The organism is Nonomuraea purpurea, assembly GCF_042650645.1.
In the GTDB taxonomy this organism is placed as follows: Bacteria; Actinomycetota; Actinomycetes; order Streptosporangiales; family Streptosporangiaceae; genus Nonomuraea; species Nonomuraea purpurea.
The window spans coordinates 120,115-135,429 of record NZ_JBHSBI010000019.1 but is presented as its reverse complement, the minus strand read 5'-3'; the positions used below and the strand labels follow the sequence as shown (position 1 = coordinate 135,429).

The following is a 15,315-nucleotide window of genomic DNA, read 5'->3' as shown; positions in this document are numbered from 1 at the left end:
CGGGTTGGCGTCGATCGATCGCACGGCTTACCCGCGGTTCAAACGCGGGGTGTCGGTGCGCGAGCTCGCCGAGGCGTTCACGCCCACATCCGATGAGATCACGTGGGCACATGGCAAGACACAGAGCGAACAGCACCTGCTCACCCTGTTGGTCCGGCTGAAGTGCTATCAGCGGCTGGGGTATTTCGCGAAACTCACCGACGTTCCGGCTGTGGTAGCCGATCACGTGCGCGGCATGCTGGAGTTGCCGGACGCGGTCGTCGCGGAGACCGATGCGGATCGCACGGCCAAGCGGCACCGGCAGTTCGTGCGCGAGCGCCTGGGCGTGAAGTACGAGGCGGTTCGGGTGCGGGCGGTGGCCGAGCAAGCCATTCGTTCCGCGGTGCAGACCAAGGACAACCCGGCCGATCTAATCAACGTGGCGCTGGAGGAGTTGGTCCGGCAGCGCTGTGAACTGCCGGGCTACACGACGTTGGACGCGATGGCCGCCGGCATCCGCGCTGAGGTCAACGGCGGGTTCTTTGCGATGATGGCGTCCCGGCCGGACCGGGCCGAGCGTGCGCGGCTTGAACGGATGCTGGTGGTGGACCCCGCGACGCGGCGCAGCGAATTCGATCGGATCAAGACGCCGGCACAGGCACCCACCCTGGGCAAGTTCAAGAAGCGACTGGCGCACTTACAGGCGCTGGACGCGATCGGTCCGACCGAGCGGTGGCTGGATGGGGTACCGCCGGGCAAGATCGCTCACTTCGCCGGCGAGGCCCGTGTCGCCAACGTCGACGACATGCGCAAGACCGGCGACGCCAAGCGGCGGTGGAGTTCATTCGCGCCAACCGGGACCGGCGCAGTGAATGGATCCCGCAGACGACGGTGCACACCTGTGAGGGACAGCAGATCACGGTCACCATCGACGTGGATGCGTTCGCCACGGTGGCCTGGCGCAAGGTGCTGCGGCACAAGGACCGGCCGGGGATGCTCGCCCGACGCCACTTAGAGGTGTGCGTGTTCTCTCACCTGGCTGCCGAACTGCGGTCAGGAGACGTCGCGGTGGCCGGGTCGGACTCGTATGCGGACCTGGGTGCGCAGTTGATGTCGTGGGAGGAGTGCGCACCACTGGCCGCGCAGTTCTGCGAGCAGGCCGGCATCCCGACCGAGGCGGGCGAGCTCGTGGCGTTCTATCGCCGGGAACTGGACACTACCGCCGCGCGAGTAGATGGGGGGTACCCGGCCAACACCGACCTGGTTCTCGAGGAAGGCCGCCCGGTGCTCAAGCGCCGCAGAGGGGCCGACCGGAGGCCGTCCGCATTGGGGCTGGAACAGGCGATCCACCAGCGCCTTCCCGAGCGCAGCCTGCTCGACATCCTTACCCGCGCCGCGTACCTGACCGGGTGGTATAGCCACCTTGGCCCGGCCTCCGGATCCGATCCGAAGATCCGCGGCGACGCGCTCGGGCGCTACGTGCTGACGGCCTACGCCTACGGCGCGAACCTCGGCGCCGCAGAGGTCGCCCGGCACATGCGCGGTCAGGTCTCCGCGCACGAGCTCTACACCGCGGGCAAGGTCCACAAGTGTTCGGCGGACGTGATCAACGCGTTCACCATGTTGGACGTGGCCGGGGTGTGGGGCGATGGGCAGATCGTCGCGGTGGACGGCTCGCAGGTGGACACCTGGGAGAACAACCTTCTTGCCGAGTCGCACATCCGGTACGGGGGCTATGGTGGGCTGGCCATGCGGTTCGTGTCCGACTCCTACATCGCCCTGTTCTCTCATTTCGTTCCGTGCGGGGCGTGGGAGGCCGTCTACATCATCGACGGGTTGCTGCGCAACGACTCCGACGTCCAACCGGACACCATCCATGCGGACACGCAAGGCCAGTCGCTGCCGGTCTTCGGACTCGCCGCGCTGCTGGGGTTCGAGTTGTTGCCGCGCATCCGCAACTGGCACGACCTGAACTTCTACCGGCCGTCCCCGGCCACCCTCTATCAGCACATCGACTCGCTGTTCGGCGACAACGCCATCGACTGGGAGTTGATCGAACGCCACTGGATCGACCTGCTGCGCACCAGCATCTCGATCCGCGAAGGCCGGGTCTCCTCGGTGACACTGCTACGCTGGCTGGGCAACCACTCGCACAAGAACCGCCTGTACCGGGCATTTCGCGAGCTGGGACGCGTGATCCGCACGATCACGCTGCTGCGGTTCTTGTCGGAACCGGGCTTGCGGGAGAAGATCACCGCGATCACCAACAAGGCCGAGGCGTTCCACGGCTACGCGGAATGGCTGAGGCAGCGGGTGCTCGGCGACGAACGCTCGCCATCCGTCCTTGCTGGTCACCGACTTCCTTCGGTGAAGGCGTCGAAAACTCCCATCGGCGGTCACCCTCGCCCTCTCGGCCTGGACCTCCTATAGCTACGGCGAGCCGCCACCCCGGCCAGCCTTGAGGGCCAAAGCGGGGATATGCGAAGAGTTAGCTATCAGTTTCGCCACGTAGTTATCTCAGGTGGTGCATACCTTCCGGTAACCCTCTCGACCTCCTCAAGGGTGTTCGGGCCGCTGATAGCGCTGGCTTGGGAGGAGCTCCGAGGTGCGTGCGGACTGGGAACAGGATGAGCTGATCAGTGCGTGGATGTTGGTCAAGGGTGATTGGGACCTGGTCGGGGAGAAGGTGGGGGCGGGTAGGCTCGGTTTCGCCTTGATCTTGAAGTTCTATGAGATTGAGGGGCGGTTTCCCGCCTATCCCGAGGAGATACCGGCGGCTGCGGTGGAGTACGTGGCGTCGCTGGTGGAGGTCGAGCCGGAGCTGCTGGCGAAGTACTCCTGGCGGAGCCGGACGATCGAGCGTCACCGGGCGCGGATCCGCAAGCGATTCGGCACCCGTCCGGCGTCTGAGGACGATGAGGAGCGGCTGGCGCAGTGGCTAGCCGACAAGGTGTGCCCGATCGAGACGAACCGTGATCGCCTGGCCGAGGCGGTGCGTGAGCGGTGCCGGAGTACCAGGATCGAACCGCCGAGTAGTGGCCAGGTGGACCGGGTGGTTAATTCCGGGTGCCGCCGTTTCGAGGAGACCTTCGCCGAGCAGGTGATGACGCGGCTCGGGCCGGCCGTGTGCGGCCGTCTGGAGAAGTTGCTGGGGCGGCCGCATGTGCTGGCCGAGTTGAAGGCCGACCCTGGGCCGCTGGGGCTGGACACTCTACTGGTGGAGATCGGGAAGCATACGACCGCTCGCTCCCTGGGGCTGGGCGAGGCGGTGTTCGCCGAGATCTCCGATCAGATCGTGGCGGCGTGGCGGGGCCGGGCGATGCGGATGTATCCCTCGGATTTTGCCGCCTGCTCGCTGCCGGTGCGCTATACGCTGCTGGCGGCGTTGTGCTGGACGCGGCAGGCCGAGCTGGTGGACGGGCTGGTGGAGCTGTTGATCGGGCTGATCCACCGGATCAACGCACGTGCTGAGCGGCGGGTGGAGAAGGAGCTGATCCGGCAGCTGGCCGCGGTGCCCGGCAAGCGCGGCATTTTCACCAAGATCGTGAACGCCGCGCTGAGCAAGCCCGATGAGACGGTCCGGCAGGTGGTCTTCCCCGCGGTGCCGGGCGGAGAGAAGACGCTGCGGGCGCTGGCCAAGGAGCTGATGGCGACCGAGCGTGTGGTCGCCGAGCGGATCCGCTACCAGCTGCGGGGTTCCTACTCGTACTACTACCGGCGGATGCTGGCACCGCTGCTGGCCGCGCTGGAGTTCAAGTGCCACAACACCGCCTATCGGCCGGTGATGGACGCGATCGAACTGCTGGCTCGCTACGCGGGCGTCGATTCCGACCAGCGGCACTACGCCGCGGCCGAGACGGTGCCGATCGACGGGGTAGTGCCCAGGGCGTGGCTGGACGGCGTCGTCGACGACGGCGGCCGGGTGGAGCGGATCCCGTACGAGCTGTGCGTGCTGATCGCGCTGAAGGACGCGCTGCGCCGCCGTGAGATCTATGTCGAGGGCGCCGACCGATGGCGTGATCCCGACGAGGACCTGCCCGGCGACTTCGAGGACAACCGGGACGTGCACTACGCGGCGCTGGCCAAACCGCTGGACGCCACGGAGTTCGTCACCGGCCTGAAGACGCGGATGCGAGCCGCCCTGGACAAGCTGAACACCGGACTGACCGCCGGCAGCACCGGCGGGGTGCGGATCATCACCCGGGCCGGCAAGCCGTGGGTGAGCGTCCCCAAGCTCGACAAGCTGCCCGAGCCGAGGAACCTCGGCAAGCTCAAGGCCGAGGTCCAGCGCCGGTGGGGCACCATCGACCTGCTCGACATCCTCAAGGACACCGCCTTCCTCACCGACTTCACCGACGCCTTCACCTCGGTGGCCACCCGCGAGGTGCTGGACAAGCAGACGCTCAACCGCCGGTTGCTGCTCGTACTCTTCGCACTCGGCACGAACATGGGCATCCGGCAGATGGCCGCGACCGGCGACCACGGCCAGGACGAGGCCGCGCTGCGGCACGTGCGCGCAACCTACGTCACCCGCCAGAACCTGCGGGCGGCGATCGTCGCTGTGGTCAACGCCACCCTGGAAGCCCGCGACCCCACGTGGTGGGGAGAGGTGACCAGTACCGCCTCAGACTCCAAGCGATTCGCCTCCTGGGACTCCAATCTGATGACCGAGTTCCACGCCCGCTACGGCGGTTACGGCGTCATGATCTACTGGCACGTCGACAAAGGCCGCCTGTGCATCTACTCCCAGCTCAAATCGTGTTCCTCCTCCGAGGTCGCGGCGATGATCGAGGGCCTGCTGCGGCACTGCACCAACGCCGAGGTCGAGGCGAACTACACCGACACCCACGGCGCCACCACCGTCGGGTTCGCCTTCACCGAACTGCTGGGCTTCAAGCTGCTGCCCCGGCTGAAGAACATCGGCGCGATCGAGCTGTACAGTCCCGGCGCCATCCAGACCGCCTGGCCGAAGGTGGACAAGATCCTCAAGAAGCGGCCGATCGACTGGGACCTCATCGCCCGCAACTACGACCAGATGATCAAGTACGCGACGGCGCTGCGGCTGCGGACAGCGGAAACCGAGCAGGTCTTGCGCCGTTTCATGAAGGGCAACGGCCCCAAGCACCCGGTCTACCTGGCCCTGGAGGAACTCGGCCGGGTGGTACGCACCATCTTCGCCTGCGACTATCTCGGCGACGAGCAACTGCGCCGGGAGATCAACAGCGGCCTGCAGGTTGTGGAGAACTGGAACAGCGCCAATGACAAGATCTTCTACGGGCGCGAAGGCGTGCTGACCGGCGCCGACCGCGAGCACGCCGAGGTGTCCATGCTCACCTTGCACCTACTGCAATCCTCATTGGTGTTCATCAATACCCAGCTCCTACAGGCCGTTCTGCGAGATCCGCAGTGGGCCGGCAAACTCACGGAGGAAGACCGGCGCGCGCTCAGCCCGCTGTTCTGGGCTCACGTGAACCCCTACGGCCGGTTCCGGCTGGACATGGAAACCCGGCTCGACCTCACCGCGGAGTGAGCGAACCTCCGACGGAACGGCGCAGCCGATTCTGGCATTGCCTCATGCTTTGTGCGCCGCCACGCCTCCATCCGCGCAGGGGCCGGCCGAGCCCCCTTCGCGACGTTGGTCAGCAGCAGAACTTCAGATAGTTCTGCAGGTCGCCGGGCATGTGGGCGAGGCCGTCGCGGTTGCCGCGATACAACACCTCCTTGCCGTCGCGGCGGGAGGCGACGATGCCGCCACGGCGCGGCAGGGCAGTTGCTGGGAGGCAGCGGACTGGCTGATGCCGACGCGCTCGGCGGCGCCCTGGGCGAACGGCAGCATGATCTGCTGGCGGCCGGCGTTGGCCAGGGGCCTTGAGGAGGTCTTGGGCGGCCTGCGGCAGCTGCGGCGGTGCACGTCACGCCCGCCGGCTCGATCCGGAGGGCGCGGTGGTGTTGGGGCCCCGGTCGTCGTTGATCGGGAGGGAAGAGATCAAGTTGTGGTTGCGGCTGCGGCCGGCATCTGCATGTCTGGGAAGGCCTGTCCTGTTGAAACCCGTTCGATGAGAGTTAGTAGAGCCTCTTTCCCGCCATTGGTTCCTGCCCAGCGACTCACCTGGCAGGCGGCTTCGGCGTATACCTGGGGATTCGCTGATGCCGCGCGCAGCCAGTCATCGAGTGTCGCCGGCAAGGGCCGGCGGGAGTCGAGCAGACAGCGGTCGCCGGTGGGGGCAAGGTATCGGGGATCGTCACTGACCAGGACGGCCAGGCCCTCGTCGAACCACTGCGGGACTTCGGCGCCGTCCAGCCGGGCGTGCAGCTCCACATGGGTCAGCTCGTGCGAGGCGATCACGGGATCGACGCCGCGCGGAGACAGCATCACCGACCGGTTGAGCACGGCGATGCCGCGTTCCCGGCCGCCGCCGATCCTGCGGTAGCAGTCCTCCGTTAGGCACACGAGGATGTCAGCTGTGCTTGCCCGACCGCCGAAGAAGTCGCGTACCCGCTTGTTCGCCTGCTCGACGGCCTCCACCACGTGCCGGCGCTCGGCCGGCGCTCGGCCCGGTTCGGCGTACACGCCGGGCTGGAGCCGCTCCAGGCCATAACAGCCGGGACAGGTGGTGGCCGCGACGGACGGGAAGGCGATCGCGGTCAGCGCCACGGCTGCGGTGAGGAGAACCGCGGTGATCGTGCCCGCGATCCACCAGCCTCTCCGGTGGCGGCTTGCCCCCTGAGGGATCAAGGGCATGTGAACCTCCTTGGCGGTTGGGTGTCTGAGTGGCGCGGGGCCAGGCCGTGCTCGTAGGCATAGATGACGGCGTGCACCCGCGTGGGGAGCCCAAGTTTGCGCAAGAGACTTGCGACGTGGTTCTTGACCGTGCCTTCCTCGATGGTCAGGGCTCGGGCTATCTGCGCGTTGCTCAGCCCGTGGGCCAGGTGCCGGAGCACCTCCAGCTCACGAGCGGTGAGCCGCTGTTGCGCGTCGGCGGCGGAGGCGGGCGACAGGCTCGCGAAGCGGTGGATCAACCGGGTGGTGACCTGAGGGTCCACCAGTCCGTGCCCGCGGTGCAGCGCTCGCACCGCCTCCAGGAGCAGTTCAGGGTCGCTGTCCTTGAGCAGGAACGCCGACGCCCCCGACTGGAGTGCCTCGAAGAGGTACTCATCGGTGTCGAACGTCGTCAGCGCGAGCATTCGCGGTGGGGTTTCCACGTCGGCCAGTTGCCGGATCGCGGAGATCCCGTCGACGTACGGCATGCGCAGGTCCAGCACCACCACGTCGGGGCGCCGCCACATCGTCTGGTGGACGGCCTCGGCTCCGTCGGCCGCCTCACCGACTACCTTGATGTCGGGCTCGCCGTCCAGTGTCATGCGCAACGCGTCACGTACGGCCGGCTGATCATCGGCGATGACCACGCGAATCGTCACGCCGCCTCCTTCGAATCGACTGGCCTGGTCGGCACGACGGCCTCTACCCGCCAGCCGTGATCCTGCCGCGGGCCCGCCACGAACGTGCCGCCATGCTGGTCTACACGTTCGCGCATGCCTCTGATGCCTCGGCCCTCCGCTCCGGCACGTCCGTGACCGTCGTCGGTGATCGAGACCGTCACAGCGACCGGGTCGCACAGCACGCGCACGTCCACATGGCCGGCCCCGGAATGGCGGGCGGCGTTGGTGAGCGCTTCTTGCACGACCCGGTAGACCGTATGGCCGACCGCGGGCGGCAGCGTGGTGCCGGGGCCGGCGCGGTGGACCGAGATCGGCATCTGTGGGGTGGAAAGCCGCCTGGCCAGGTTCTCGATCTCTTCCAGGTCACGTCCGGTGGGTGCCTCGCGCAGTGAGTCGAGAAGGACGCGCACCTCGTTCAACGCGGTTGCGGACAGTTCGGCGATGGTGCCTAGTGCCTTGTCGGCGGTCTGCGCCTGGCCGCGCAGTGCTCGCCGGGTGGCGGTGGCCTGCATGCGGATGGCGGTGAGGTGGTGGCCGACGCTGTCGTGGACGTCGCGGGCGAGCGCGGCACGTTCCTCCGCCATGTCGCGCTGGGCCTCGGCGTGGTCGAGCCGTGCCGCCTGCGCGGTCCGCTCGCCGTACAGGCGCAGGGCGAGACCGATCGCGACCGGAGCGACACCCATGATCACCAGGTCAGTGACCACGGACAGCCCTGCCTGGACGCGCGGGATGAGCAGGCCGTAACCGGTGGTCCAGACGATGGACAGGCTCATCACCAGCCAGGCACGGCGCGGCAGGCGGAAGGCCGCCGCGCCGAACATGACCATGGTCACCAGCCGGCCTTGCCAGCCTGGGATCGCCAGCCCGAGCACAGCTATCGCCGCTGAGAGCAGCGCTCCTGTCAGCGGGAAACGGGCACGCAGCGTCAGGGGCAGGGCTGCGGCGAGGCTGGCACCCGCCAGCAGGGGCAGCCCAGGCCACGGCGGAGGCGGACCGTCGATCACGGCGAATGCGGTGAGCGCAGCCGTGGCCGCGAGCACGAAGAGTCCCTGTCTGGCGTACACAGCGGCAACGCTACTTCGCCGGTCCGCAGGAGGCGCCGCGCGGCGGCATCTGGCCCGTGGTCAGGTAGCGGTGCACGTGCTCGCGTACGCACGGGTGACCGGCGAGGTAGAGCGCATGTCCGCCGATGGCCGACAGGAAACGGGCCCCGGGAAGCTGGGCGGCCAGCCGGCGGCCGCCCGCGGCCGGGGTGTTGTCGTCGTACTCGCCGCCCGCGATGAGCACGGACGGCAGGCCCGGCGCCTTGATGGGGTGAGGCGCGTACGTCCTGGTCCGTGGGAGGCCGGCGCAGTGGTTGGCCATCAGCCACACGGCCCGCCACCCGATGCGGGGCGTATCGCGACGCAGGACGCCCTCCAGCTGCTTGACCTTCGCGTAGCCGGGGTAGGGCAGATCCGCGCAGAGGATGACGCGCGACAGGTCGGGGTCCGGAGCCCCTTGCACCTTGGCGAAGAACGAGGCGTCGCCGGCCTGCGCCCGCGCGAGCCCGGCGGCCAGGCGCTCCCAAGTGGCCTCGAAGGTGAAGAAGGCGCGGGAGGCGATCTGGGTGTCGCTGATGCGCACGTCCGGGCCGGCTTCGGGAGCGGGGATGGGCTCGCGGCGGGCCTTGGCCATCACCTCGTCCCAGACGGCCACCGGATCCTTGTCGTGCAGCGCGCAGGTGGCAGTGTTCCGGCACCACGCGGCGAAGCGCCTGAAGTTGGCCTCCAGGGCCTCGGCTCGCGGCTGGAGCCAGGTGCGAAGGTCGGGGGTGGTGTGGTCGAAGACGCTGTCGAGGTACATCCGGCCGACCTTGCGGGGGAACAACTCAGCGTAGGCCTGCCCGAGCACGGTGCCGTGCGAGTTGCCCAGGTAGGTCAGCTTGGCCTGTCTCAGGGCCTTTCTGATCGCCTCCATGTCGTGCGCGATCTGCCAGGAGTTGAGACTTCCCGACAGCGGCCCCGCCTCTTTGGCGCATGCTTGCCCGAAAACGCGGTTCTTCGCAGCGTACGCTTCGTATGCATCCTTGTCCGGAAACACCCACTCGGTGGCGAAAGGTGCCGGTATAGGGCAGTTGATCGCGCTGGACTTGCCGAACCCTCGCGGGTCGAAAATCACCACGTCGAACCATTTGGTGAGATCTGCGAAGGACTGCTTCGCCTGGCGGAGAAGCGCGATCTGCTCGCCAGGCCCGCCGGTGTTGACCAGCAGCACGCCCTTCTTGTCAGCCTGGTCCTGGGCGGGCAGCTTGGCGAGACCGATCGTCACCTCCTGCCCTGATCGGCGGGCCCAGTCCGCCGGCACCTGGATCTGTGCGCACTGCAAACCGTCTCCGCAGTCCTGCCATGACAGCGGCGTGGCAGAGGCCGGGGCAACGGCGGTGACCGCGCCGATGACGAGTGAGGCAACGATGTTCATGCTGGAAGGATCGCCGTGGCCGCCCCGTCCAGGCGTCCCCCTTTCTGCATATCTTTTGCCGGAGCGGCGGGGATGTCAGCAAGGCTCCTCTCCCGGCACTGCTGGCGCCCGGCATTCAACGCCGCGAGCCACGTCCCTTCCGGCCTGGCGTCCTCGTTGCGCTGGAGATTGCGAGCGATCCCAGATCGGCGAGGAGGAGAGGCAAAGCCGTGCGAGGCATACTTCCCACCTTCTCTCATGTACGTGATAATGGTCTATTATCACGTACATGAGCGATCAAGGCGGCGCACCGACCAGGAGAACCGCCTCCGGCGACAGGGCGCGACTCCGGCACGTTATCCGGTACATCACCCAGGTTGGTGCAACGACCGTCACCCGGCGACCGGCATGACCGCCGCCCCGAAGATCACCGCCCTACGCGGCGGGCGCGTCACGCTCGCGGCGGCGGCCGACGCCTTCCTGACCACCCCACGCACCGCCAACCCCAACACCCACCGCGCCTACGCCTCGGCCATCGACCGCGTCATCGCCCTGCTGGGCCGCGACCGGCCGCTCGCCGACGTCACCGACGCCGAGATCGGCGCCGCGCTCACCGAGCTGTGGGGGGCTAGCGCGCCGGCGACCTGGAACCGCAACCGCGCCGCCGTCACCTCCTGGCTCGCCTGGTGCCAGGCCAAGAAGCACTGGGCCGCCCCCTCGGTCCCGGCCGACGCCGAACGCCGCAAGGAAAGCGCGGACGAAACCCGCGCGGTCGCCAAGACCACCATCCACCGGCTGCTGTCGCGCCGCGACATCCCGCTCCGCGAGCGGGCGCTCTGGCGGATGCTGTACGAGACCGCGGCCCGGGCCGCCGAGATCCTCGCGCTCAATGTCGAGGACCTCGACCTGGAGCACCGCCGCGCACCCGTCCGCTCCAAGGGCGGCGCCGTCGAATGGGTGTACTGGGACCGCGGCACCGCCCACCTGCTGCCCCGCCTCCTCCGGCTCCCGGACGGGAGCACCCGCACGCACGGCCCGCTGTTCCTGTCCGAACGCCGCCCCGTGCCCGCTCGCCGCCCGGCGGCCGCCGACATCTGCCCGTACACCGGCCGCGCCCGCCTCGGATACGACCGCGCCCGCGTCCTGCTGGACAAGTACGCCGGCCTCGATCTGCACCAGTTGCGCCACTCCGCCGCCACCCACCTCGGCGAGGCCGAGATCCCGCTGCAGCTCATCATGGGCAAGACCCGCCACAAGAACCCCCGCACCGCCATGCGCTACGTCAAACCCGGTGCTGAGGCCATCGCCAAGGTCACCGAGGTTCTGGCACCCCGCCGCCGTACTCACTGATCAACTGAGTGACGGCTCGCCGGAGCCATAGGAGTTCCGGGCCCTCTCGACGAGCTCACCCGTCAAGCGCCGTCAGGGGTCTGACCGGCCACCCTGGGGCGCCTTCGCATCGACCGCCAACTCGAAGAGGCTCTGACCCGCGGCCCCGATCCCCTGCATCTGGCCACCGTGTTCGGCATCGATGACAAGACCGCCATCCGTAACGCCAACGCCGTCCGCTACCTCCGCAGACCGAGATAACCGCGGAAGCGCCCGGACCACCGTGACACCATAGGCGTCGTGGTCTCCGCGGATGAGCTCGTCAGCCGAAGGCTGCTCCAGGTGACGGTGTCCTGGCACACCCACCCCAGCGGCGACCAAGCCTCACTGGTGCACATGTGGTTGCACCTGAGCGCAGCCGGCCGCCGCACCACCGATGGTGAGCGCGATGTTGAGCCACACCGGCAGCTTGATGGGTAAGGTGAAGGTCCCGAAGCGCTCGAACACCGGGGGCAACTTGAAGGCCACCTCGATGAGCTGCGGGATGAGCAGCAGCAGCGGGGTGACGAGCTTGATCAGCGAGGTGAAACTGATCAAGCGGCTGAGTCCGGGGTGCTCGTGGTCGAGGTAGGCGCGGCGCCCTTCGCCGGAGCGCCGGTCCGGGACGAGTTGCTGCTCGCGCCCCCTCGGCGGTGACGTAGTGGCAGCGCTTGAGGCCGAAGGCGGTCCCCGCCACTTCGATCACGCCGTCCTGGACGGGAAAGACAGCGGGGAGCCTGGGCCGTCTCCCGGCTGAACTCGTTGCATGGCCCGGCTTCTGCGCCGCTCCTTGAACATGTCAGGCTCCGGTCGTCGTTCTTCGTTCACGCTTGCGCGTGAGGCTTTGGCGGGTCTGATCGTCATCTGCGGCTGTCTCCTTCTCGAGGATGGCGTTCATGCGCTGCATGACACGGATCTGAGCGGGGTTGTAGAACTCCACCACCGCGTGCCCCAGCGTGTTCCCTGCCAGCTCCACCCCCAGTGGCGAATCCGCCAGCAGGTCGTTCAGCCACGGGTGCTTCTCCCGCGACCTGCGGACCATCGGCGCCATCCGCTCGGCGAGCCGGGCGACCGCGGCATCGTCGGCATCCGGGGGAAGGGCATCGAGCGCGGCCTGGATGTCGTCGTCCTCGGCGATGATCTGGCGGACTTTCTCCATGCTCTCCTCGCTGAAGACGGCCGAAAAGACGGTGAGCAAGGACTGCTCTCTGTCGGAGAGGTCTTGGGAAATGGGGGCGAGCATGGGTGGCACATGCATCGGCGCGCGGTGGCGCAGGATGACGGCCAGCTCCGCGCGTATCCGATTGAGGCGTTCGATCGTCGCCGCCAGCTCGGCGTCCAGCAGCCTGATCGCCTCGTCCGGATCCTCGTCGGCCCGCTCCATCGCCGCGATCTGCGACAGCGACACCCCCAGATCACGCAGCCGCTTGATCTGCAACATCCGGATCAGGTGCGCGACCTGGTACTGCTTGTAGCCGTTGGCCGCGCGCTCCGGCTCGTCCAGCAGCCCGATCTCGTGGTAGTGCCGAATGGCCTTCACCGTCGAGTCCGTGAGTTTGGCCAGTCGCCGAGTGCTCCACGCCATGTCTCCACCTCCCTCGCCGACGCCTCACGCGTCCTTGACTGCAAGTTCACACCATGCCCCTGGGGCACGGTCAAAACGACGCCCACATGGCGGTGGGCCGCCTGAACCACTTTGCGCCCGGATGCGGGGCACTGCTTGACCGTGCCCCAAGGGCACGCTGTTAGCTCGCTGTCACAAGCAGCCCGAGGAGGAGCTACGTGATCAGACAGCGCAGCATGCCACGAAAACTGGCGGCGATGGCGGTGATGTCAGTGATCGGCATCGCCGGCACATCGGCCGCAGCACCCACCGCGGCCGAGTCCGCCGCAGAGGTGTCGTGGGGCGAGTGTCCCAAGGACGTCGTGACCGCGGCCGCGCCGTCCAAGCTGGACTGTGCCACCGTGCCGGTGCCGCTGGACTACGCCGATCCGGCGAGCGGCGAGATCAAAATCATGATCTCCCGGCTGGCCAGCAAAAAACCGGCCAAGCGGCGCGGCATCCTGCTGCTCAACCCGGGTGGCCCCGGCGGGTCCGGGCTGGCGTTCCCCGGGTTCCTGGTGGCCCGGGGGATGCCGGTGAGCGTGACCGACAGCTACGACGTGATCGGCATGGACACCAGAGGCATCGGGCATTCGGCACCCGTGAGCTGCGGATTCACCGGCAAGGGACCGTACGTCGGGAACCTGCCGCCGTACGCGGTCGACGACGCGGCGGTCCTCAAGCAGGCGAAGGTCGTCAAGGGGGTGGCGGAGCAGTGCGCGAAGAAGGACCGTGACGACCGCCTGCGCCACCTGACGACCGCGAACACCGCTCGCGACCTGGACCGGATCCGCGCCGCGCTCGGCGAGCGGAAGGCCAGTTTCCTCGGGCTCTCCTACGGTACGGCGCTGGGCGCCGCCTACGCGTCGATGTTCCCCGAGCGGTCCGATCGGGTCGTGCTCGACAGCAACATCGGCGACACCCACCTCGACCCCGACGGCCTGCGCCGCTACGCCCTGGGCATGGAGCAGACCTTCCCGGACTTCGCCAAGTGGGCGGCGCAGCGGCACGGCAGCTACGGCCTGGGCCGTACGCCGCAGGAGGTGCGCGCCACGTACTTCAAGATCGCCGAACGCCTCGACAAGCAGCCGGTGCCGGGCCTCGACGGCGCTCTCTTCCGGAACTCCATGTTCGCGATCCTCTACAACAAGACGCTGTACACCTCGGCGGCGCAGCTCTGGCAGACCCTGCTCACCGGCGGCAACCCGCCCGACGACCAGCCCGACCTGTCGTCCTACGACAACTCCTGGACCGTGTTCCTGGCCGTGACCTGCAACGACGTCAACTGGCCCGAGGACGTGAACACGTATCGCCGCGCCGTGGCCCAGGACCGCAAGCGGTACCCGCTGTACGGCGCCGCCGCCGCGAACATCACCCCGTGCGCCTACTGGCCGCACGAGCCGGCCGAGCCCCCGGTCAAGCTGACCGACGAGGGGCCGGCCAACATCCTGCTCGTCCAGAACGAGCGGGACGTCCCCACCCCGCACCGCGGCGGTGAGATGTTCCGCGAGAAGCTCGGCGACCGCGCCCGCCTGGTGAGCGTCGACGCCGCAGGCCACGGCGCCTACCTCCTCGGCGGCAACGCCTGCGCGTGGAACGTCGCCACGAGCTACCTGGTCGACGGCCGGATGCCCCAGCACGACATCTCCTGCCCCGCGTCCTGAGCGTGACCGGGCGGGGTCGTGGGTTTCGGAACCTGCGTCCCGCACTCGCCCAGCCGGCCAGTGCACCCAAACCCTCCAGGCTCGGCCCCGGACGCCCACCCGGCATACCCAACTGCCACCCCGCACTCCGCTACGACGTCAGCAAAACCGTCAAACGCGGCCGCACCCTCGCAGCCCTACAACAATCCGGAGGATAAAGAACAAGCTCAGAAGCTGTCCTGCGGCGTGATGGTCTGGGGCAACGGCGGCAGGATCCACGACTCCTGGACGTACGCGATGGACACCCGAGACGGCAAGCACATGCTCGTCTCCAACATCAACGGCGACTGGGGCAACCCGATCAGCATCCTCACCAAGGAAATGGAAGCGGAGATGTGCCCGCCGAGATCACGATGACCGCTCAATAGCACCGGCTCATCCGGCCCCACGAGCACGAGGCCGGATGAGCTCGCGCACCACATGCAACTCCTCGATCGCCACGTTGATCAGGTCCGCCGGGTTGTTCTTGGCCTGAGCCGCCTTCCGGATCGCCGCCGCGGCGATCGCCCGGGCCCGGCCCGCGTCGTACTTCACGCCTTGACGCTGACGCACCAGCTTGCGATGCGCCTTCGCGCTGCCGGAGGAGCCATGCTCCGGCCAGACGTCCTCGGCCAACTCCAGACAGCGCCGAACGTGGTCGATCACCACCTCGGGAATCTCGTCCATGGACGGAAAGCGCGCCATCTTCTGAAAGCACTTCAACGCCAGCACCAGCGCGAAACACGACTCCGGGCTGCCGGTGCGCTGTTCGGCCCAGGCCACCTCCTCCCTGCCGAACGGCCG

General features: G+C 68.1%; 12 protein-coding genes and 1 pseudogene. 6 read left to right on the top strand and 7 right to left on the bottom strand.

The features are described from left to right. Positions 1-4: 4 nt before the first annotated feature. From ACFOY2_RS33140 to ACFOY2_RS33130, 3 genes are all read left to right on the top strand, one after another. Positions 5-994: a DUF4158 domain-containing protein gene (locus tag ACFOY2_RS33140; protein ID WP_379532041.1), complete on the top strand. Its 990-nt coding sequence runs from the start codon at positions 5-7 to the stop codon at positions 992-994. After that, positions 973-2,409 (top strand): Tn3 family transposase, encoded by a 1,437-nt coding sequence (locus ACFOY2_RS33135; protein WP_379532094.1) that lies wholly within the window; start codon positions 973-975, stop codon positions 2,407-2,409. Before ACFOY2_RS33140 ends, ACFOY2_RS33135 begins: the two co-directional genes overlap by 22 nt. A 175-nt stretch (positions 2,410-2,584) precedes the next feature. Next, positions 2,585-5,509, top strand: coding sequence for a Tn3 family transposase (locus ACFOY2_RS33130; protein WP_379532040.1), 2,925 nt, complete (start codon positions 2,585-2,587; stop codon positions 5,507-5,509). Between the two features lie 456 nt (positions 5,510-5,965). Here the strand turns inward: ACFOY2_RS33130 and ACFOY2_RS33125 are convergent, their stop codons facing one another. Genes ACFOY2_RS33125 through ACFOY2_RS33110 form a run of 4 tightly spaced genes read right to left on the bottom strand, consistent with a single transcriptional unit; the run spans position 5,966 to position 9,879 of the window. Next, positions 5,966-6,721 carry a hypothetical protein gene (locus ACFOY2_RS33125; protein ID WP_379532039.1) on the bottom strand — a complete coding sequence of 252 codons (756 nt, stop codon included), beginning with the start codon at positions 6,719-6,721 and terminating at the stop codon, positions 5,966-5,968. After that, positions 6,712-7,398: a response regulator gene (locus ACFOY2_RS33120; RefSeq protein WP_379532038.1), complete on the bottom strand. Its 687-nt coding sequence runs from the start codon at positions 7,396-7,398 to the stop codon at positions 6,712-6,714. The genes ACFOY2_RS33125 and ACFOY2_RS33120 overlap by 10 nt, the downstream gene beginning before the upstream one ends. Then, on the bottom strand, positions 7,395-8,483 hold the full coding sequence (locus tag ACFOY2_RS33115) for a sensor histidine kinase (protein WP_379532037.1): 1,089 nt from the start codon (positions 8,481-8,483) through the stop codon (positions 7,395-7,397). The genes ACFOY2_RS33120 and ACFOY2_RS33115 overlap by 4 nt, the downstream gene beginning before the upstream one ends. 10 nt (positions 8,484-8,493) lie before the next feature. Next, on the bottom strand, positions 8,494-9,879 hold the full coding sequence (locus ACFOY2_RS33110; protein WP_379532036.1) for an alpha/beta hydrolase: 1,386 nt from the start codon (positions 9,877-9,879) through the stop codon (positions 8,494-8,496). Positions 9,880-10,266: 387 nt separating this feature from the next. Here ACFOY2_RS33110 and ACFOY2_RS33105 point away from each other — a divergent pair, with 387 nt between their 5' ends. After that, positions 10,267-11,208, top strand: coding sequence for a tyrosine-type recombinase/integrase (locus tag ACFOY2_RS33105; RefSeq protein ID WP_379532035.1), 942 nt, complete (start codon positions 10,267-10,269; stop codon positions 11,206-11,208). Between the two features lie 363 nt (positions 11,209-11,571). Here ACFOY2_RS33105 and ACFOY2_RS33100 read toward each other — a convergent pair whose 3' ends face one another. Together ACFOY2_RS33100 and ACFOY2_RS33095 are read right to left on the bottom strand one after the other, a co-directional pair. After that, a complete protein-coding gene (locus tag ACFOY2_RS33100) occupies positions 11,572-11,784 on the bottom strand; it encodes a hypothetical protein (protein ID WP_379532034.1) in 213 nt (70 codons plus the stop codon). Positions 11,785-12,025: 241 nt separating this feature from the next. Further along, positions 12,026-12,811, bottom strand: coding sequence for a helix-turn-helix domain-containing protein (locus ACFOY2_RS33095; RefSeq protein WP_379532033.1), 786 nt, complete (start codon positions 12,809-12,811; stop codon positions 12,026-12,028). 215 nt (positions 12,812-13,026) lie between these two features. Here ACFOY2_RS33095 and ACFOY2_RS33090 point away from each other — a divergent pair, with 215 nt between their 5' ends. Next, positions 13,027-14,493, top strand: coding sequence for an alpha/beta hydrolase (locus ACFOY2_RS33090; RefSeq protein ID WP_379532032.1), 1,467 nt, complete (start codon positions 13,027-13,029; stop codon positions 14,491-14,493). A gap of 228 nt (positions 14,494-14,721) precedes the next feature. Next, on the top strand, positions 14,722-14,889 hold the full coding sequence (locus ACFOY2_RS33085; RefSeq protein WP_379532031.1) for a hypothetical protein: 168 nt from the start codon (positions 14,722-14,724) through the stop codon (positions 14,887-14,889). A gap of 66 nt (positions 14,890-14,955) precedes the next feature. On the opposite strand, the pseudogene ACFOY2_RS33080 reads toward ACFOY2_RS33085, so the two are convergent. Further along, positions 14,956-15,300 (bottom strand): annotated as a pseudogene (locus ACFOY2_RS33080) (DUF4158 domain-containing protein); the annotation flags it as partial. Positions 15,301-15,315 lie beyond the last annotated feature (15 nt).

Bases quoted from the DNA above. Each gene is read 5' to 3' on its own strand.
- ACFOY2_RS33135 (WP_379532094.1), top strand. From the start codon at position 973: ATGCTCGCCCGACGCCACTTAGAGGTGTGCGTGTTCTCTCACCTGGCT.
- ACFOY2_RS33125 (WP_379532039.1), bottom strand. From the start codon at position 6,721: ATGCCCTTGATCCCTCAGGGGGCAAGCCGCCACCGGAGAGGCTGGTGG.
- ACFOY2_RS33110 (WP_379532036.1), bottom strand. From the start codon at position 9,879: ATGAACATCGTTGCCTCACTCGTCATCGGCGCGGTCACCGCCGTTGCC.
- ACFOY2_RS33105 (WP_379532035.1), top strand. From the start codon at position 10,267: ATGACCGCCGCCCCGAAGATCACCGCCCTACGCGGCGGGCGCGTCACG.
- ACFOY2_RS33095 (WP_379532033.1), bottom strand. From the start codon at position 12,811: ATGGCGTGGAGCACTCGGCGACTGGCCAAACTCACGGACTCGACGGTG.
- ACFOY2_RS33090 (WP_379532032.1), top strand. From the start codon at position 13,027: ATGCCACGAAAACTGGCGGCGATGGCGGTGATGTCAGTGATCGGCATC.
- ACFOY2_RS33085 (WP_379532031.1), top strand. From the start codon at position 14,722: ATGGTCTGGGGCAACGGCGGCAGGATCCACGACTCCTGGACGTACGCG.